Here is a 20814-nt window from a genome sequence, read left to right as displayed (position 1 = left end):
ACAATGATATCATTGTTCAGCTTTAATTAATAAATTTAATCCTTTAATAATCTGTATCGATTATTTAGGACTAGACAAAAATATGGAAACAATAAATAGATTAAAAGAAAATGTAGAAATCATTCTTCCTGAAAATGGATTGGAAGAAAAGTTAGAACAAGCGAAAAAAGAGAATCGAAAGCTCATTATTAAACTTGGCTTTGACCCAACTGCACCAGATTTACACTTAGGACACGCAGTTGTACTAAAAAAACTCAGAGAGTTTCAAGATTTAGGGCATCAAGTTATAATTTTAGTTGGAGATTTTACGGCAAGAATTGGCGACCCTACAGGAAAGAACAAAAGTAGAAAACCATTATCAGTAGAAGCTGTTAAACATAATGCTGAAACATACATCAATCAATTATCTAAAATCATAGACATTGATAAAGTTAAAATAGTTTTTAATTCTGAATGGTTAGACAAATTATCATTTACAGAAGTGATTCAAGTTTTATCAAAAGTGACCGTTGCTCAGCTTATGCATAGAAATGATTTTAATAAACGGTTTACAGAAAACACACCAATTGCAATGCACGAAATGGTCTACCCTATTTTACAAGGTTTTGACTCGGTAGAAATTAAAGCAGACATTGAAATGGGAGGCACAGACCAACTTTTTAACTGTACAATGGGGAGAAAACTTCAAGAAACTTTTGAGATGAATCCACAAATTGTAATGTGTATGCCATTATTAAAAGGACTTGATGGAATAGAAAAAATGAGTAAGTCGTTAAACAACATCATAGGTTTAACAGATAATCCAAAAGATATGTTTGGAAAAACAATGTCTATTCCCGATAATTTGATTGAGGAATTCCTTCATTTAACAACCGATTTCTCTTTAAACGAAAAACAAGCAATTAAAAACAGCTTAAACAATGGAGAAAACCCAATGGAAATAAAAAAAATAATTGCTAAAAATATTATTACTCAATACCATAATAGCAGCCTATCGCAACAAGCAGAAGAACACTTTAAAAACCAATTTCAGAACAAGAAATTTGAAGAAAAAGAATTTGTACCAATATTAATTAATAATATCCAGCAAGAAAAAAAGACAATTAAATTAATAGATTTATGTGTTCAATTGAAAAAAGGGTTTTCAAAATCTGCTATCCGAAGATTAATTGAAAGTGGTGCAGTGCAAGTTAATTTGAAAAAAGACAAAGATATAAATACAGAAATAACCATAAAATCAGGTACAAAAATAAAAATAGGAAAAAGAGATTTTTACGAATTAATAGAATAAAGCCGGCTGCTAACTTAAGCCGTATATAATTTATTGCTAGCAACTCGCGGACTTTCTTGGTCGGTAATTAGTTACTTAAACCACGCAACAAATCATATACAAACACGTTAGGCTTAATTCAGAATATGGAATATCTTGGAATTTGCATCATATCATTATGAAATTACATTTAGCATACATACCTCTATTTCTAATTACTTTCCAAAATATAGATTCAGAGAAAGAAATCCCTGGTAAATATATTGGTCATTCTTTGTATGGAGGCACCAACAAGATAAACCTTAAAGACAATGGGAAGCTTGTGGTTTCAGGTTACAGTATATCTCTTAAGCGCAAGCGCAATGAATTTTATATTCCTCCTCCAGGTAATATGCCGCAAATGCCGCCTCCAATGGATAAAACAAAAAAAAGTAGATTTAGGACAAAAGGAAGTTGGGTTTATTTCAAGAAAGATAGTCTTCCTGTTATACTATTAAAAACTAATAGCCATACTGATACTCTATTCTTGCTTCAAAATGGAAATCTTAGTCCAAATCGCCCTAATGCTAATGAAATAATAAAAACTGTAGTTAATGGAAATACGCTATACACTAGGAAATATGCAACTTTCAGAATACCAGATGAATATGTAAAACAATAAAATACTAAGACTAACAAAACCAAAATGCATTAAAACGCAGTTTAGCCAGACGGCAACAAGCAAATTAGAAGTGAAAGCAATAAACCATAGCTCAAACATCAACAACTATTAAAATAACATGATTAATCAAACCTTAATTTTTAGTATTGTAATGTTTACGCTAATTGGATGTGCTGAAAGTGAAAAAAGTAATTCAACTAAATTATTTCAAACCACTTGCATTAACACACTTATTCTTGCCTAAAATGAAGCAAAAAAAATTGAGATGCAATTATAGATTGTGCCCCAATTATTAAATATAAATTACATGAAAAATATACTTATTTTAATTTCAATATTTTTTTCTATTATATCTTATTCTCAATTTAATACAATAGAAGCAACTTCAAAAAGAGATTTAATTGTTCAACTAGAACAATATAATGGTGATTTGTATTATTACAACAATAATAAACTTCATTCTGAATATATTAACACGGACATAATTCCAGAAGTTACAGGGAATTTAGCTTATTTTGATTTTGTCAATAAAGTGACAATAAAAACGTCCATCTTCTCAAAAGTAGATTCAATAAATATTATTGCTTTAATAATAGAAGATAATTATAATAACATGTATACTATTCGATCTTTTTGGAATAGTCCGAATGATATTAATCCAGAGTTTTTTCTTGAGAAACGTTCACAAGACCTATCATTGGTTTTAGAATCTCATCAAATTTATCTCTCAGGAAATATTGATAGAATTGTAAGTGCTTATTTTGATGAAAATGATGTTTTACAAATGAAAGGTTTTCAACCATATCCAATTTTTCAAAGCTATTATTATTCTATTTATAATAATAATACTATCCATGAATTCCCTATTAATGCTTATGTTGATTCATATGACTTTCATTCCATTAACGATAGTACATACCTAACTTTTTATTATGATACGCAACAAATCATCTATCATAAAAACGATACTTTTGAAATTATAAATGCTGTTGATCTATTAAATGATAATCATTTTATCAATGAAAAAAGTGTCATCAATGAAAATACGCTATTCATAAATGGTCGCATAAGTCAAGGTGTATGGGGTCAGCCTTCTAGACATGTGGTTTATAAACACAAAATTAATTCTGATACAGCCATTGCTATTTTTATTGATAGTATTCCTACTCAAGACGTTTTATCAGCTCATTTTGCAATTGATTTAATCGATTCTAATTATATATACTCTGGGTCAAGTTTTGGAGCGTGCTCTGTCACTGACGACTACAATTGTCTTTCTTCTTTTAAAATTTATTGTTTAAGTTCAGACGGAAACTTAAACTGGGAAAAATCTTTTGGAGGTGATGGTAACAACCTTTTAATACATATTTACGCTACACCGGACACAGGATGCTTTGCGCTTTTTTACAGAGATGTAGAAGAAGATTTAGCTACAAAAGGTGATATGTACTGGATTAAATACGATAAATACGGAAATGAAGATCCGGATTATTTAAGCGAGTTTTTCTTGTCCACACCAGTATTAGAAAGTCCATTATTAAATATTAGTCTATTCCCCAACCCTGCAGAAGGTATTTTAAATTTTTCAGGTATTCCAAACGGTAAAACAATTGAACTTAAAATCTACAATATGATGGGGCAATTGGTATTTAAAGAAAAAATTGAATCAAGTAATGTAGATATTTCCCATTTAAATTCAGGCTCATACATTTACCAACTTAAAGGTAATGAAACGGTTCTTAAAAAAGGAAAGATAATTAAGATTTAAAAACGAGTAACAAAAGTTAGAAATAATCCTACACAACAATGTGTATATTGCATAACAACCAGTAGTAGCAGCAAGCCAAGATTGTTGTTAATTAACATAAAACTAAATGAATTTATTTATTAATACTTTTACAATTATTCTACTCTATCTGTCTTCAATTGCAGTGCTAATGCTTCATATACTGTTGTTTGATGGTGGGATTATAACAAATGACATAGGTCAAATTTGCCTAGATGGGTTACTTTACGCCCTTGTTCCAATTATTGTTATGGCAGCAAAAACCATAAAAGATTTAAAGAAATAATAGCATGCTTTACCTGAATAAAAAGGTTTGGATAAGAATGACTATTGGCTTAAGTTTAGTATTTTTATGATGTTGCTTTTTTTGCATTGACCTATCGGGTGTGTTAAGTAAAAACTTATTGAATGGATTTTATATTTAAACGCGTTGAAATTAAAGACAAAAATATAGTCTTGAACCTATTCAAGGAAACTGCCGAAAAAATAAACAAATTGAATGTTGACCATTGGCAATATTGGAAAAACCCAGCACAGGAACAGATCAATTGGGTGATGGATGGCATTCAAAATAAGGAGTTCTTTTTTATCTACGACTTGCAGGAGGAGGAATGGTTTGGCATGGTAAGGATTTTAAAAGAAGATTTGATGTATTGGGGAAAGCAAGACGAAAAAGCAATATATGTTCATTCTTTAGTGGTTAAAGAAAAGTATAACGGCAAGGGTATTGGCATTAAAATACTAGCAAAAATAGCCAGCAATGCTAAAAATGATCACTGTAAATATTTAAGGCTGGATGCTGATTCAAAAAACCCCAAACTTTGTAGCTATTACGAAAAAATAGGTTTTAAAAAAGTTGGCGTAAAAGCACTGTCTTTGTCGGCCTTTAACCTTTATGAAAAGGCACTATAAAAAAAGTAATAATCGCTTAGTCGGTACCTGCATTTATTAACAGTGCTGTTTAATTTGACAAAAGCAGGGCAAAGGTCCAAGTGTTAAACTCAACAAGTCCCCTACCCTTTGTTGGCGCGTTAAATTATACCGCAGAACAACCAACAAATAAAAGCTAGTCCATTAATTTTTAAGGGATTGTTTATTCGGCTGTGTTTCTCTTTTATAAGAACATTATAATTTTTTAACAAATAAAACACTATCGCCAACACCTCAAACTCCTATCCCCTTGTTTAAACATTACTTACGAGAACTTCTACGGAATATACTATCTGTGATTTATTTACGGACTTAGTTGCTTAAATAGCACAGTCACCTATACACAATCAACTCAGAGACAAGCAATACCCGTATACAAAATGCTAAAATCCCGCAAACTTTTTTAATTGTTTTTTACAGATTAACAATAGGAAAACACACTATCCATATTGACCGTTATTGCGCAGTATAATAATTACATTTATTTTTGGCGACATAAAAATTATAGTTGAATATTAATAATTAGAAAAATGAAAAAAAGAATTTTAATTTTAGCAGTTTTCGCAGGGATTTTAGGCGCCTGTTCATCCAACGAAAAAGGAGAAACGCCAAAAGATTCTGTTGGAAATCAAATCATGGAAGATTTGAGCAGTCGCTATACATCAAAAGCCTACGATAAAACAAAACGCGTTTCCCCAGAAGATTTGGCAACAATAGAAGAAGTATTACGCATATCGCCTTCCTCTATCAACTCACAGCCATGGAAATTTATCGTTATTAAAAGTGACGAAGCAAAACAGCGTTTCGCCAACACATTTAAAAAGTATGAATTCAATAAGCCTCACGCTGAAAATGCCTCGGAAATTATCCTTTTTGCCAATAAAATGCATTATAGCAAAGAAGATTTCAAAAAACGCTTAGACGCTAGTTTAGCTGCAGGACGCATGAATCAAAAAGGATATGACAAAAAACTTGAGGGATCTTTCTCATTTGCGGAGATGGTAGCGGATGAAAATGGAAACAATGCACATTGGACAAAAGCGCAAACTTACATTGCTTTAGGGAACGTGTTGCATGCATTAGCACGTTTAAATATCGACTCCACCCCAATGGAAGGAGTAGATGCGGATGAAATTAAGAAAGAATTTGCTAAAGAATTGGGAGACGATTACGAATGTACTTTCGCTTTAGCAATCGGTTATCACGAAGATGAAAAAGACTATAACCGTAAATTGCCTAAAGCGCGTCTGGCAAAAGAAGACGTGATCATTGAACTTTAATTAAATACTGATTGGTAGTAAACGCTGCAAATTAATTGCTGTACATTTTTGTTCCTATTTTATGGTCTCGAGCAAATACCCAAAAATGAAAATAATCTTAACAGTATTGACTTCTAATACAATTAGAAAGCTTGAATGAATAAAATAAAACTAACACTCGCCTCATCCATTGCTTTTATCACAATAATTTGGTTTCTAACAAATACGCTTCTGTATATTCCGTTTGATTCTAACTTGTTTACGAAGAGTTTGGATCAGTATACCGGAATTATCGCTTTTTATGCAATGACATTTTCAATGCTATTAGCAACTCGTCCCATGTGGCTTGAGAAACGCTTGGGTGGACTTGATAAAATTTACCGTTTGCATAAATGGCTAGGTATTGTTGCATTTTCGTTTTCGATTATGCACTGGTTAGTTTCAAAATTACCGGAATGGTGGTTGTATTTAGATCGGATAATAATTTTGGATGGTATCTCTGGTGCTACTGTTTCCTTAGTTGAACCTAGCGCATTTGAAGTATTTCTGGAATCGCTTGAATCTCCAGGAAAACTAGTAGGTGAGTATGCTTTTTATTTAACCGTACTTTTTATCATTATGGCATTGCTAAAAAAAATACCTTATCGATTTTTTGCAAAAACACACATTGCAATGGCGGTAATTTATTTAATGTTGGTTTTTCATTCTTTTGCTTTAATGTATATCGATTATTGGACCCAACCCATTGGTATAACTATGGCAATTTTTATGATAGCAGGCACAGTTTCTTCCTTTATTGTTCTTTTTGGACAAGTGGGTAAGAAACAAAAGTCTGCAGGTTCTATTCAATCTATCCACACCTATCCCGAGATGAATATGTTTGAACTAATAGTGAAAAGTGATCATTGGAAAGGACATCATGAAGGGCAATTTGCATTTCTTAAATTTGAAAAGAAAGAGCCACACCATCCTTTTACAATTAGTTCGGCTTGGGATAAAAACACCAAAAATGTCAGTTTTACCATTAAGGCGCTTGGCGGTTATACTAACAAATTGGCTAATAAGTTAAAAATAGGCGATTCGGTAGTACTCGAAGGTGCTTATGGGAAATTCACCTTTAACGACAAAAATGAAAGTCAAATATGGATAGCCGGAGGTATTGGTATTACGCCGTTTTTAGCAAGAATGGAACGTTTAGTACAACAGAATAATAAGCAAAAAATTGATTTTTTCTACTCGGCAACGAACTTAGATGCTAGTTTTAAGCATAAGCTACAGCAACTATCAACAAAAGCCAATATCAACTTACACTTATTCGAAACCTCTAAATCAGCGCTAATTTCAGGACAACATATCCGAAATTCTGTTTCGGATTGGAAAGCTGCAAGTGTTTGGTTTTGCGGTCCCTCAAAGATGGGCAAATCAATAAAAAAAGACCTTAAAAAAAATGGCCTTCATTCAAAATTTCATCAAGAATTGTTTGAGATGCGTTAATTTATTGAAGCATATTACCCGTACCGAAAAAGGTATATAGCAAATAAAACGGATGACAGTGTATTGCGCTGCAGTTCTCCGAAACACCTTTCTAAGCATAACCGAAGCGGTATTGGTAATCTCCCTTTTTTCGGGGAAAAATAAAAAAGGTTCTAGGCAAAATCAACTAAAAGCAATAATCTCGCAGCCATTACCAGCATTTATTAACAGTGCTGTGTAATTTGGCTAAAGCAGGGCAAAGGTCCAAGCGTTAAACTCAACAAGTCCCCTACCCTTTGTTGGCGCGTTAAATTATACCACAGAACAACCAACAAAAAAGCAATAAATAAAAGCTATTCCATTAATTTTAAAGAGATTGTTTATTATATTTGTCTATATACCGAATTTACAAATGTTTATTTTAAATTAAGCATTTGAAGACAAGTAACAGATGCTTAAATATGGTTAATGCAAAGCTAACTAGTCGATAACAACAATTTTGTTATTTATACTAGTGTGTTTTACTCGGTTGTTAGGTACAATAAATCCCATTGTGGAAAAAATAAATAGTAAATTTTCAGATAACAGATAATTTGCTGAAAGAAGTAAGAAAAACTAACAACTGCTCTATTAGAGTAAAAAAATGTTAGTAATAGTAATAAGGTCAATATGAGAAGAATTATAACTTTAGTTATTTTGAGTACTGTAATTAATTTCAGTACCTTTTGCCAGTGTATTAGTGAATTAGGACTTTGGAATAATAATGCAAACTTTATTATTGAATATTATCAAGATAGAGTAATAACTAGCACTACATCTGGAATAGAATTTATAAATGTCACCTCCTCTTCTAGTCCTACTCCGTCAGGTTCACTTGGAAACCCAGCTAATTTCCCTCTAGCCATTGAGGTTGAAACTGATTATGCCTATTTTGGCGGTGGCATGACAGGGTATTTCATGATTTCGGATATATCAGATATAAACTTTCCCAGTCAAATAGGTATTACATATAACATTAGCGGAACAGCTTATGATATTGCGATTGACGGTAATTATGCATTTATGCCAACAAACTCAGACACGTTATATTCAATTGATATCACGGATAAAACTGCTCCAATTGTCGCTGGTAAATTAGACTTAGGAAGCTTTCCAAAAGGTGTGGTTGTGAGTGGGAACTATGCTTTTATAGGAACTAATCTTGGTCTTAAAGTTGTTGACGTTTCAGACCCTACAAATATGAATATTGTTACAAGCTTTGGTGGAGGATATGCAGATATCGCTCCCGACTTTACCAATAATCGAATATTTGTTTCAAAAACAGGTAATGGTTTTGATGCGATAGATATATCTAACCCAACAAATCCTGTTGGAATTTTCCAAGGGACAGGAGCTGCCTCCTCTGGAAAACTTGTTTTAAAAAACAACTATATTTTTCAATTGGGAGGGGGCGTTAATGTATTTGAGGTGTCTTTGTCTGCAGCTACTTTCTTATGCTCCTATAATTCAACATTCACTGGCCAAATAAACTCAGTCACTGCAAAGGATTCTGTTTTTTATGTATCAACAGTTAATGCACTGCATGTACTTGCACTTGGGAATGGAACTTCAGGCTTAGAAGTATTCGATATTTCTCCCCAAATTGCATTGTCTCCGAATCCAACAAATGAATTTATAAAGCTAACTAACTTAGTTGATTTTTCACGTGTTACTATATTTGACTATACGGGAAAAGTGGTCTACCAAAGTAGTTTAAATGCTGATGATTCTAAAGTTATTGGTGTTTTACATTTACAAAAGGGCTCTTACCTTGTAGAGGTGGAAAATTCAATTGGAAAACAATGTTTAAAATTTATAAAATACTAAAGTAAGTAACAACATGCAAAAAGCATTGAAAACGACTTTTTGCACAAGCGTTATCTTTCACTGAAGTAAAACAGATTATACTATGCAAATAATTTATAAAATAGGATTTTTAATTAGCTTTTTACTAAGCTTGAATTTGTTATTTTCACAGGAATCAACTAGGGTGGAATTGTTTATTCAAGGAGGAATCGAGCATTCATTTATTAAATATATCCCTGAAGAATTAAACCCTCCTACGTCTGGCTGGAGAACATCTCAAGAAAAAAATGGAAATTTTAATATGACAAATTCTGTTGGCTTAAATTTTAATACAAAAAGAAAAATTCAAATACAAACAGGCATTTCCTATAGTAACCCAAGTTTTGATGCATTAGATGCAAATGTAGTGCATACTGTAAGCATAGGAGAACTTAGTTTAGGTTTTTTACCTTACAGTGAAAAAAGAGATTACCAGATTAAGTTTAGATTTTTTCAACTAAACATAGGTGTCGGTGTACCCATTAAACTATCAAATAAATTATCAATTATTATAGGGACTTCAGCTACAATTAAATTATTATCTGATTATAAATATAAAAGTAAATACAGTTACGAAACTTGGAAAGATATTGACTTTATACAAAACAATTCTTTTGTTTTCACGGATCTACCAATTTTTGGAATTGTCACGTCTGCAAAGGCAAGATACCGGTTAAATGAAACAAACCCAAATGGCGTAAATTTAAGTTTTGGCCTTAATTACAGTTATGACTTTTCGTCATTATCCTCATGGGGTAATGACTTTTTATTTCGTGCCATAGGTTTCAATGTAGGGCTTATTATACCGTTTCAAAAAAAGAAGATTTAAAAAGCATATAACAAAGAACTGAGCTTATAAAAAAGTTTTTCTCCAATTATTTTCACATTAAAACCGGATTTATACTGCTATAGTTTTCAACCTATGGAATGCTACTATTAGAAATTGCTAGCCCTTGCCTAGTTTACTTATTACATATAGCTAGTAGTGCTAGTTTTTTACTTTTCCCTTTATTAACGATTCTTTCAAACAACTGCGCGCAAGATGGATTACACTTATAGGCAGTAAACGAACACATGAAAAGTAGGTTTCTAACATCTTTATTTCTGATTCTACTTTGTCCTTTTACACTTGAACCTGATGTCCTTATTGTTGGTGACAAGCCCAAACAATTTGTATATTGCATAGCTGTTTCGTTCCATAACAACAACATATTTTTTGACACAAACATCCACTTTAATTGAAGAGAGAATTTACCATATTATTAGTCTGTTTTGCTCTTTTGGGGTGCAAAAATGATGTACCCATAGAAAAGTCAGTTCTTGATGAAAAAATAGAAGCGCTCTCAGATTCACGTTTAAGTATCCATATCGATAATTTTAGGAATGAGAATTCCTATGAAAATGATTCGACACATTCATTTCATTATTTTAAGGACAGTATTACTAAGGAACAACTCGTAAAATTGACATACCATAAATATCCAATGGTTCGTGTTTATTCCTTTTTAGCACTGAATGAAGCGCGGTATGAATACATGCAGGAAGTTATTTTTGGCCATCTTTCAGATACAACAGAGATAATGTTAAACGGAGGCTGTGTTATTTATACAAGAACAATTTCCGATTTTATCATGGAAAAGGCTTTTGATTATTTAAAAGGTAATACAAAAGATTCTTTAAGAGACCTAATTTTTTATAATCATCCAGAACTTGGCGCATTTTCCAATATCTTATGGGACTGTAAAGGTTACGAACCATACTACCAGAAAGTATTACAAATTAATCAAGATTCAGCTACAAGAGCTTCACTAATGGCACTTGCATCCTATAGGAAAGAAAAAGATTTAGATTTTCTTGCGTCAGAAATAAATAAGCTTGCATATGATTTTAAGAAATTTCAAATCATAGAAGAGTATCCGCATGACCGTTTCATACCATTTATGTACGACTATCATAAAAAGTTTCAAAAGGACAATATGAATGACCCCGACGACCTTTTCTATGCTGCATTAGCAAGTTATAAGAATAAATGGGCAAATGGCATATTTATGGAATTAATAAACTCAGGTCCAAAGGACTATTACAGGAACCGAGATAGATTACAAGCCATCATGAAAGCCACAGCCAAACATGACACAATACTATTTGAGGACATTCGCAAAAAAGCATACAGAAACCTTGGTAAAGACACCTTTAATATTCGATACTTTGATTTTAGTAAATTTGATTCTTGGTGGTAATAATACTGTTAATACCTCCACCTCACTTCAGGATTTACAACATCAAAAAAACGGTACTATTTTATGGTTTATTTCTCCCATCCATTGGCGTGTTTTGCGGCAACATAACCAAAAATCATAGCCGGACCAATAGTCCCACCTGCGCCTGCGTAATCTCTTCCCATAACTGATGCTGCCACATTTCCTGTAGCATAGAGTCCATTAATAACAGCCCCTTTCGTATTCAGCCCTTGGCCATATTCGTTTGCTTTTATGCCGCCTTTAGTACCTAAATCACCAATTCTTAATTTAACCGCATAATACGGTCCCTTATTTAAATGGTCTAACACTGGGTTTGTCAATGTAGGATCACCATAATACTTATCATAGGCACTATCTCCTCTTTGGAATAATTCATCTTTCCCTTTTTTTACCATTTCATTAAATTCAGCTACCGTATGGCCTAAACTCGTAGCATCTATATTGATTTTTTCAGCGAGCTCTTGGATGGTGTTTGCTTTGAAAACAATCCCCTCTTTATACCATAATTTTGAGAAGGGAACCCCTGGAGGCTTGCCTGCATACATGTATCTATTCACTGCTTTTTTGTCCAGTATTTGCCATACCGTTTTCCATCCCGCTTTGATTTGATCGTGCACAAAAGTAACGTAAGGACTGGATTCATTGGTAAACCTTTTCCCATCTCCACCCACTATAATTGAACGAGGAATGGCACGCTCAGAAACAAGTGGAAACATAGTTTTGTTGGGGAGTTGAACAGCGGGCATCCACCACGCCTCGTCCATTAATTCAAGTTTAGCGTCTAATTTTTCAACAATTGCTACCGCATCTCCCAAATTTTCAATGGCACCAGAACTGAAAACATCCTGCGCTATTGTAGGCAGGTAGGTTTTGCGCAATAGTTTATTGTGGTCAAATCCACCCATAGCCAAAAGCACCCCTTTTGATGCGTTAATTTGTACTTTTTCGCCTCCTTTGTTGACTATGGCGCCCACAACTTTATGGTCTACATAGATTAATTCTTCCAAGGGAGAATTAAGCCATAAAGGAATCTTATTTTCTTTTAAAACCATTCTTAGCCTTCCCATCAGTGCTAAACCTAAAGCGGTTGTATCTTTTCCTCGTATTAAATTCCCAACTGTTCTAACCGATAGTTTCATTACCCGCGTAAACCCTTTCCAGGTGCGCATCATCATGGCCATTTCATTAAACTCTTTCCCGGTCAGAAACACTCCTTTTGGTACAGCAATGTCTGTTGGGTGCAAAAGTGCTTTGTCCTCTTTTAATTCATTTAAATTAAAGGGATCAGCTTCAATTGAACGACCTTCGGGTCTGCCCTTAGGCGCTTCGGGGTGATAATCACTGTAGCCATTACAATAACTAAATTTCATAAAACCCGATTTCTTTTCAAGCATTTCGAACAATACCTGTCCCTGTTCGGCATACATTACAATTTTGGATTCCTCCACTTCGTTATTGGTAATTGCTTTCATGTAGGTCACAATATCTTCCACTGAATCTGTAATACCATTTCTTTTAAGGACTGGATTGTTCGGTGCCCATACGGCACCACCAGACATGGCTGAGGAGCCTCCATAATAGGGGGATTTCTCTACAACAATGGTATTCATTCCTAATTCATGCGCTGTAATTGCAGCGGTCATTCCTCCGGAACCGGACCCCACAATTAAAAAATCAGTTTGTATTTGTTTCATATTTTCTTGTGGTTGCAGTTTAATTATTTGTAAATGGTATCCTCATAATAGTTTGCTTCATTTTTGTCGTGCAGCGGATACCATACTTGTGCAAAAAATGGATTACGCTTTGCTTCCGCATCATAATTCCATGGGGTTGGCAAACAATCCGGACACCAATGCCCTCCGAGAAGGATAAGCGCTGGACTTGCTTCAAATTCATGCCCAAAGGCACATTTAAATGCGAGTTTGTCATACAAATCTCCCTTTTCCATTTTTTCTGACAAGCATTTCCCACCACGAAACTCAGTGGCCTGTTTTAAATCTTGGATATCAAGTTCGGCTTTGGGTTTACTTTCATCATAACCATGATTCAGTCGAATTTTTTTTGCTAGCGCAGGTTCTAATTTAAAATCAGACCAAGCAGGAATTGCTTCCCATTTTTCTTTGGAACCGAAGAAAGCACTAATCGCGTTTTTATTGTTGTTATTAATCCAGTTCATTGTACCTGCTGGTTTATTAGCAGCTGGTTTAAAGGCAAAGTTCTTCATGATGAAGGAAGGAATAAGTTTTGTCAATTTCAGGTAAAAGGGAACATTTTGTTTTAATTCAGCAATAAACCCATCTAATGAACCACTTCGAAAATGTAAGTATTCCTCTAAAACATCAGAATCTTCGTACCATTGTCCATGAAAATTACCGGTAGCAAACCAATTTAAGTCCGTTACTTTCTTAAAATCTTTTATCCCCAGCACCTGGGTACTTTCGATCATAAATTCCGAGTAGGTAGTCCGATATTTTTCTCCACCACCAACATTGTAAATCCTTCTCCAAAAGTCTTCGGGTAGATCAGCCTTACAAACATTGGCGAGCATTTTACCAGAATCAGCAGCGGTAACCCACTCTATTACGTTATTCATGGGCGTGTGAAACATAATAGGATCAAGGCCGTTTGCAGCGCCAATCCCTGGATATAATATGCCCGTTTGCCTTAGCGACACCCAGTAATTTAAACCCGACTCGATTACTTCGCGTTCTGCGATTGTTTTTGAAATTGCATAATTATCATATATGCTTATTTTAATAGGATCTCCTGTACGTCCCCAATGAATTGGAGCACTCCTGTCCCCTGTTTGCGCTATTGACCCAATGTAAACTAATTTAATTTTATCCGCATTTTTTTGCGCTTTTATCGCCTTAATTATGTTGCGAATACCTCCTACATTTACTTTCATGGTAAGTGCTGGATGATAATCGGCCTTTGGAGATACCATTCCTCCAACATGTAGCACAATATCTACCCCATCAACCGCTCGCTTCACATCCTCATAATTGGTTAAATCTCCCCAAACTATAGTAACACTGTCCTTACCTTCATACGCCGCTAATTTCTTCTTATCCGCTTTGGTGGGTAATGAAAATAAAACAATATCATATTTATCTTTATTCGCGTACAACTGTTTTAAGCCTTCGCTCCCCATATTTCCTGTAGCGCCTGTAAGTAATACTTTTGTTTTTTTCATGCTATTGTCTTATTTATTGTCTAGGTATTATTAATATTTTTAAATAGTTGGATGGCCTTATATGCAGCTAAAAAAATTACAGTATTTTTTCGAGCGCTAAAATAAAATCATCCATAGGCGCATCCGATTGCAATGATTTTCTGCGAATAAGCGCCCCGCCGTATAAGTCAATTAATAAATTAGCTAAAAGTCCAGCGTCGATTTTACTAGTAATGGATTTATCTATTTTTCCTTGTTCTATTAGGCCTTTCAAAAGCAAGTGAGATTTTTCAATAATCATGCTAATGTGTGCTTTCACTTTTTGATTATGGGCAGAAAGTTCCTGTCCTAAATTAGAGACAACCGCACTATTCGGTGGGTTCATTTCGGCATTGCCCGTGTATGAATGAATCACATTTGAATAAAGCTTAATGATTTTGTTTTTTACGGGTATGCTATCATCTAAAAAATATTGGCTTTTCGCATTGTCAGCAACCTCTATTTTGAAGTAATAATCCAGCACCGCAATTGCAAAGTCTTCTTTGTTTTTAAAATGATAATGAAAAGAACCTGTTGGAACACCCGCCGCTTTTGTTATTTGTCGAATTCCTGTAGATGAATAGGTTTGGGTTGAAAATAATCTCAACCCTACTTTAAGCATTTCTTCTTTTTGATTCATAATACAGTAAGTAGACGACTGTCCAAATTTACAAAAAAAGACAATTTATTTGATGGATTAGCTGTTTATTTTTTAACTGAATTAATAGTTTCTGTTCGTTTTTACGGTTTAAAATCGACTAAAATAAGTCCAGCATAAAGCGCTGGGGATTCATTGTAAATCCTGCTGTAAGTGATATTGTTTCCAATGGTCTAATCCCACTACCGAAACATTGATTGTACAAGCTCATTCATTCGCACAGTATTTGAAATCCCTTGGAATTTATTCCATCTAAAAATCATAGGTAGCGTGAAAAAAACACCTTCTTTTTCACGGCCAATCGGCATCCTCATAGGTGAAAAGTTTCGATTGCGCTAATCACTGAATACAAATATTGTATGTGTCATTTCACTTTTTAAAAAACCTTATTCCTTTGTAGGAGAAGGTGCAGTGTCTGACCAGCCTATCTCTTTTTGTAAGCAAGCCTCATATTTTAACAGTAAAAGAAACGTTTTAAGTCCCATCTTTTTTTCAGGAGATGACATTGTTATGGTTTACGCATCTATACCTATGGCGACCTATTTTTTTGGACTATCCACAAATAATAAAGTCAAATTACTGTCCTTCCCTACCCTTGTAAGCACCCTAAGTTAATCCACAGACAATCAAGCTAAAAAGCAGCAAATAAAAGCGACGCCATTATTTTTTTTGAGATTGTTTATTATATTTGTCTGCATAACTGTTTACCAATGTTTATTTTAAACTAAACATTTAAAAACGAGTGACAAATACTTAAAAACGGTTAAAACACAGTTAAACAAGACGACAACAATTTTGGTGATTTGCAGTTTGTGTGTTTTACTCGGTTGTTAAGTAACTCCTCCCTTTGTGGGAAAAACAAATAATTACTTTAAGCTAACGTTTAATTAGCTGAAAAAAAGAAAAAAACACGATTGAAAAACAGAAATGCTAACGGTTGTTTTTCAGAACGATACAAAAACGTGAGTCAGAATAGAAACAATAAAACAAAAGAGCCAGTGTATTTAGCCCCCCATACAAGTTTTAATGGTACATACACTTTCCATTGTGATACAGCTGTTGCTAACTATAAAAATGGTGCAATGAAAGCAGTTATCAGAAAAGCCTTGGAAGACTGGACGTGCTTAACAGGTATTGACTGGAAAATGGGGACTGATACAGCTTTTACTAACACAGTTTCAGGTATTGACTCTGTTTGTATCATTCGTTTTTCTGTTCCTACCGACTCAATGGCTAGTAATACAGTTGCTTCTGCTTCTTTGACACACTTAAATTACAGCCCAGCTGGCACTCCATTATTATCATTTGGTAAAGAAATTGATATTAAACTAAATAGTAATTTTGACTTTTTCTGCGACACTACAGGGCTTCCCGTTCCATCAAATCAGCGAGATTTATACACCGCTATTTTACACGAACTTGGACATGGGCATGGTTTAAACCATGTTATTGATACAGATGCAATTATGCACTTCCAATATAGTGGGGTTAAAAATGATTTAGTTAATGACTTATCTGCGAATGATGGTGGTGATTATATTATGTTTAGAAGTACACTTCTTACAAGTGCCCAACTATTAACCAAAGGTTCAAGTAAAATAAATTATGTAACCTGCGCAACTAATGGTATTTTTGAAATTGAAAATGGCAAACTTGATGCACTAGTTTACCCAAACCCTTTTAATAATGAGGTTAATATTCAACTAAATATTGATTGGCATACAAACGTTACTGTGAACCTATATAATGTTAATAAACAATTAATTAAAACTCGTGATTATACAGTTTCAAACGGTGCAAATTTACTTATCATTGAAACAGAAGGTTTACCAAAAGGCATTTATGTTTTAAACCTATCAACTCCGGAAGCGCAAATATTTAAAAACCAAAAAATTGTGAAATAATGAAACAAATACCAGTTCATGCATTTATATTTTTACTTTTCCTTTGCTCTTGTGTTGCTCTTCGCTCTGAATCGCAAGATATATTTGGAGAAGTTAAAATAAACGACTTTGGTGGGGATACTTTACCAGTAGTCGCAAATCTGAAGCTATATGATAAAGATTTTTATCTAGTTTCTGAAATTGATTCGACATTAAATGGTAGTTATAGATTTCAGTTGAACAAAGCACAAAAGTACTATTTTGTAATATCTGATGTTAAAGTACAAGTGGAAAAAGTGCCTGATTTTCTACCTCAAGGACTTTGGAGTTGTATAAATGTGCCTGACACTATTGTGGTCAATACCACGGGGAATGTACCAATAATTATTAAAACTTGCGAAGTGAATGTAACTCCTGGCCTACCAAGTAATGATGGTGGTTTTATTTACGAAAAGCAAGACTGATATGAAAAAAAACTATTCAAAAACTTGTAAAACAGTGAAAATGAATCAAGTTTTATGTATGTTGTGTTTAGTATGGTTGTGCTCTTGCAAACTACTATATCACAAACCCATTGAGATATATGGCGAAATCAACATACATTATGAGTATCAGAACTTGACTGTTCCAATTAATGCGCGCTTAAAACTATATGATAAATCTTTCAATTTACTCTCTGTTGTTGATTCGAGTCATAATGGGAAGTATTTATTTCAATTTGAAAAAAGTAGAGATAAAGAATACTACCTTGTCATGTCCGCTATTAAACTCCCTAATGATGCAGTAACGATATATCATCCAAATAAATTTTGGGAATGTTGGAACGAACCAGATACATTACTAATAACAAGTATTGGTGCACAGCCTCCAATTGTTATTGATGAATGCGTAGTAAAAGTAACTCCTGGCCTACCAAGTAATGATGGCGGTTTTATTTACGAAAAGCAAGACTGATATGAAAGAAAATTATAAATGCAGAAGATTTCAAAGTTTATAAGTTCTGAGCGAGCTAAACTACTTACATCAAAACCTAAATTTCATTCCTGTTTCGTACCTTACAGCAACGAAAACATGCACAAACGTTGGACTATCCACAAAAAGTAAAGTCAAATTACTCTCCCTCCTTACCCTTGTAAGCACCCTAAGTTAATCCACAGACAATCAAACTAAAAAGCAGCAAATAAAAGCGACACCATTATTTTTTTGAGATTGTTTATTATATTTGTCTGCATAACTGTTTACCAATGTTTATTTTAAACTAAACATTTAATAACAAGTAACAAATGCTTAAAAACGGTTAAGGCACAGTTAAACAAGACGACAACAACAATCTTGGTGATTTGGAGTTTGTGTGTTTTACTCGGTTGTTGTAAACCATAAAAGAGAGTACTAACGAAATTTATTGCATGAAAATTTTTTTTCTCACTCTGCTCATTATCATTTTTTGGTTGTTTGCGTCTTTTGATATTATTTTGGGTGATTTGTGCCTAACATTTTTTGAACAGCTGAGAATCATAGCCTTTTTAATACTAACAGTCATTTTAATTATAATTATTGGGCTAAAACTGCGCAAAAAAAAGACTATTCTAAGTTTTATTAAGTCAACGCCAGTGCTAGTAGGAATTTGCTGTATAGCTGTGACAGCTTTCTTCGGGTTAAAAGAATTCGAGATATTTAAAAATGAAAGACAATTGTCAGCATCAGATGAACGGTCAACACTGGTTTTGCGTAAAAATGGGCTTTACGATTACTACGACTACTATATTGGAGACTTTTGCCATGAGAAAGGTACTTATGAAATCATTAATGACACTATTTTTTTGTTTCTTGAACCAGACTTTAACGTAACAACTTATACCAATGCAAAATTCATTATAAGTAAGAACGGAAAGGAACTAGGGCAGTTTGATAATGGACCTGAAATTTTCAGATATTTAAACATAGACTAAATGTAACCTAATAGAAATGAAACCAGAATTTAAAATAATATTGACTGGCATTGGAGCATCTATTGTTTCAATTTTATTGCAATGGTTTTTTAATTATTATGTTCTAGTAAAATTAGGAGATTGGACAATGGCCTTAAATCAAAAATTTTTGGTTCATCAAACTACAACTTTAGATGTTCTTCTACTTAACTATTTTCCAATTATAATTGCAGGGATTTTCATTGTTGGCGGAGTTCTACAAACGAAACAGTACCGAAAGTTCATACTATGGACTTCGTTTTCAATAATTATAATGATGATTTTGGGTTTTGTTGTCGGGCTAATAACTTGGACTACTGAAGGAGCTGTATCACCGCTTTTACAGCAATACATAAAATATCAGCCATTTAAAAATTACTGGACAATCTTTATTACTTTAGGGGTATTAATACCGTTGATAATAAAATATTTAAAAAGGATTAAAAAATAAAACAGTTTACAACAATATGTATATTGCATAGCCCCCTTCGGGATGCTACGACACCATACACAAGCGTTATAAGCAATACGTGTAAGAGATTATAAATGGTTGTTAGTCAAATGCAAATAATGCCAATTGGAATTTATTGAAACTAATTTAATTTGTTATGAGAAGAATTATTATAATATTGATATTGATTTCAAATTATTCGTTTTCTCAATTGACAATTGATGCTGGAGGTGATTCAATTGTTCTATGTCAAGAACAGAATTTCATTCCTTTATTTTTAGGTGGCAACCCCACTGTTACTAGTGGTGCTGGACCATTTTCTTATGAATGGTCAATTGAATCACCTTACACAATTCCAGGTAGCTCAATAACATTACATGCAGCGGATTTTTTGGACGATACAACTATTTCGAACCCGATAGTTATAGATGGTTTTGGTGTACTTGATAGTTTAAGATTTTTTCTAAAAGTAACTGATGGAATTGGAAATATTAAACAAGATAGCAGTATGGTTTATTTCTCAATATATTCAATTACACCGGTGATTTATCAATACGATATTTTAGAAGGAGACTCGGTATATTGTAATTTTGATTCATATTTAAACTCTTCCTTTGCTCCTCACACTTATTTATGGAAACCAAATCATGGTTTGGAAGATTCAACAAGTCTAACATTTGTTGCAAAACCAGAATACTCTATTGAATACTATTTAACTATAACAAATAGTTTGGGATGTTCTATGGAAGGCGCACCAGTTTATTTGATTAATGTTAATCATCTTGGAATTGAAGACATACTGAATTCTACTAAAGAAGTCACTATTTATCCAAACCCTACCACTGGAGAAGTATTTATTTTTGATAAAAATAAAAGTGTTATTTCGATTTTAATTTATGATTTAAATGAAAATTTAATTTCAGAGCTCAATAATAATTTAATTAAATATGATTTAAGTGGATATCCAAAAGGAGTATACATTTTTCGAATTGAATTAGAAGATCAAATAATTACTAAAAAATTAATTTTAAAATAGCTCATAACAAAGAACTGAGCTTATAAACAAGTTTTTTTCTCGCTAATTTTGTAATAACACCGGATTTATACTTCTATAGTT

Annotated in this window: 19 protein-coding genes and 1 pseudogene; 16 read left to right on the top strand and 4 right to left on the bottom strand. The window is 33.3% G+C overall.

The genetic code is table 11. From position 1 onward, the window contains the following. Nucleotides 1-82: 82 nt before the first annotated feature. From tyrS to DNU06_RS16855, 9 genes are all read left to right on the top strand, one after another. Nucleotides 83-1291: a tyrosine--tRNA ligase gene (gene tyrS, locus DNU06_RS16895; protein WP_111064687.1), complete on the top strand. Its 1209-nt coding sequence runs from the start codon at nucleotides 83-85 to the stop codon at nucleotides 1289-1291. Nucleotides 1292-1448: 157 nt separating this feature from the next. Beyond that, on the top strand, nucleotides 1449-1931 hold the full coding sequence (locus DNU06_RS16890) for a hypothetical protein (protein WP_111064686.1): 483 nt from the start codon (nucleotides 1449-1451) through the stop codon (nucleotides 1929-1931). Nucleotides 1932-2238: 307 nt separating this feature from the next. After that, on the top strand, nucleotides 2239-3699 hold the full coding sequence (locus DNU06_RS16885; protein ID WP_111064685.1) for a T9SS type A sorting domain-containing protein: 1461 nt from the start codon (nucleotides 2239-2241) through the stop codon (nucleotides 3697-3699). Between the two features lie 106 nt (nucleotides 3700-3805). Next, entirely contained in the window at nucleotides 3806-4003 is a 198-nt protein-coding gene (locus DNU06_RS16880) for a hypothetical protein (protein WP_111064684.1), read from the top strand. A gap of 122 nt (nucleotides 4004-4125) precedes the next feature. Further along, nucleotides 4126-4629: a GNAT family N-acetyltransferase gene (locus DNU06_RS16875; RefSeq protein WP_111064683.1), complete on the top strand. Its 504-nt coding sequence runs from the start codon at nucleotides 4126-4128 to the stop codon at nucleotides 4627-4629. A gap of 548 nt (nucleotides 4630-5177) precedes the next feature. Beyond that, a complete protein-coding gene (locus tag DNU06_RS16870) occupies nucleotides 5178-5927 on the top strand; it encodes a nitroreductase family protein (RefSeq protein ID WP_111064682.1) in 750 nt (249 codons plus the stop codon). Nucleotides 5928-6062: 135 nt separating this feature from the next. Next, the gene (locus DNU06_RS16865) at nucleotides 6063-7400 is read left to right on the top strand and encodes a ferredoxin reductase family protein (protein WP_111064681.1); all 1338 of its coding nucleotides are present in this window, start codon (nucleotides 6063-6065) and stop codon (nucleotides 7398-7400) included. 648 nt (nucleotides 7401-8048) lie between these two features. Then, nucleotides 8049-9245 (top strand): T9SS type A sorting domain-containing protein, encoded by a 1197-nt coding sequence (locus tag DNU06_RS16860; protein ID WP_111064680.1) that lies wholly within the window; start codon nucleotides 8049-8051, stop codon nucleotides 9243-9245. Nucleotides 9246-9327: 82 nt separating this feature from the next. Continuing rightward, a complete protein-coding gene (locus DNU06_RS16855) occupies nucleotides 9328-10092 on the top strand; it encodes a hypothetical protein (RefSeq protein WP_111064679.1) in 765 nt (254 codons plus the stop codon). Nucleotides 10093-10228: 136 nt separating this feature from the next. On the opposite strand, the pseudogene DNU06_RS16850 reads toward DNU06_RS16855, so the two are convergent. Further along, nucleotides 10229-10456: pseudogene (locus DNU06_RS16850) on the bottom strand (transposase); the annotation flags it as partial. A gap of 45 nt (nucleotides 10457-10501) precedes the next feature. Here DNU06_RS16850 and DNU06_RS16845 point away from each other — a divergent pair. After that, nucleotides 10502-11503 (top strand): hypothetical protein, encoded by a 1002-nt coding sequence (locus DNU06_RS16845; RefSeq protein WP_146239303.1) that lies wholly within the window; start codon nucleotides 10502-10504, stop codon nucleotides 11501-11503. A 68-nt stretch (nucleotides 11504-11571) separates the two neighbouring features. Here the strand turns inward: DNU06_RS16845 and DNU06_RS16840 are convergent, their stop codons facing one another. The 3 genes from DNU06_RS16840 to DNU06_RS16830 form a co-directional block, all read right to left on the bottom strand. Continuing rightward, complete coding sequence (locus DNU06_RS16840; RefSeq protein ID WP_111064676.1) at nucleotides 11572-13218, bottom strand: FAD-binding protein; 1647 nt, start codon at nucleotides 13216-13218, stop codon at nucleotides 11572-11574. Nucleotides 13219-13241: 23 nt separating this feature from the next. Then, nucleotides 13242-14720, bottom strand: a complete 1479-nt coding sequence (locus DNU06_RS16835) for an NAD-dependent epimerase/dehydratase family protein (RefSeq protein ID WP_111064675.1) — start codon at nucleotides 14718-14720, stop codon at nucleotides 13242-13244. 76 nt (nucleotides 14721-14796) lie between these two features. Beyond that, nucleotides 14797-15378: a TetR/AcrR family transcriptional regulator gene (locus tag DNU06_RS16830; protein ID WP_111064674.1), complete on the bottom strand. Its 582-nt coding sequence runs from the start codon at nucleotides 15376-15378 to the stop codon at nucleotides 14797-14799. A gap of 932 nt (nucleotides 15379-16310) precedes the next feature. Here DNU06_RS16830 and DNU06_RS16825 point away from each other — a divergent pair. From DNU06_RS16825 to DNU06_RS16800, 6 genes are all read left to right on the top strand, one after another. Beyond that, nucleotides 16311-17300 (top strand): zinc-dependent metalloprotease, encoded by a 990-nt coding sequence (locus DNU06_RS16825; protein ID WP_146239302.1) that lies wholly within the window; start codon nucleotides 16311-16313, stop codon nucleotides 17298-17300. Further along, entirely contained in the window at nucleotides 17300-17743 is a 444-nt protein-coding gene (locus tag DNU06_RS16820) for a glycosyltransferase family protein (RefSeq protein ID WP_111064672.1), read from the top strand. The genes DNU06_RS16825 and DNU06_RS16820 overlap by 1 nt, the downstream gene beginning before the upstream one ends. Nucleotides 17744-17801: 58 nt before the next feature. Next, nucleotides 17802-18233 (top strand): hypothetical protein, encoded by a 432-nt coding sequence (locus DNU06_RS16815; RefSeq protein ID WP_146239301.1) that lies wholly within the window; start codon nucleotides 17802-17804, stop codon nucleotides 18231-18233. A gap of 452 nt (nucleotides 18234-18685) precedes the next feature. Next, on the top strand, nucleotides 18686-19228 hold the full coding sequence (locus DNU06_RS16810; protein ID WP_111064670.1) for a hypothetical protein: 543 nt from the start codon (nucleotides 18686-18688) through the stop codon (nucleotides 19226-19228). Nucleotides 19229-19244: 16 nt separating this feature from the next. Then, nucleotides 19245-19697, top strand: coding sequence for a hypothetical protein (locus DNU06_RS16805; RefSeq protein ID WP_111064669.1), 453 nt, complete (start codon nucleotides 19245-19247; stop codon nucleotides 19695-19697). A gap of 157 nt (nucleotides 19698-19854) precedes the next feature. Then, nucleotides 19855-20733 carry a T9SS type A sorting domain-containing protein gene (locus DNU06_RS16800; RefSeq protein WP_111064668.1) on the top strand — a complete coding sequence of 293 codons (879 nt, stop codon included), beginning with the start codon at nucleotides 19855-19857 and terminating at the stop codon, nucleotides 20731-20733. Nucleotides 20734-20814 lie beyond the last annotated feature (81 nt).

Origin of the sequence: Putridiphycobacter roseus (genome assembly GCF_003234935.1) — a bacterium.
GTDB classification, from domain to species: domain Bacteria; phylum Bacteroidota; class Bacteroidia; order Flavobacteriales_D; family Crocinitomicaceae; genus Putridiphycobacter; species Putridiphycobacter roseus.
This window is presented reverse-complemented; position numbering and strand designations above follow the sequence as displayed.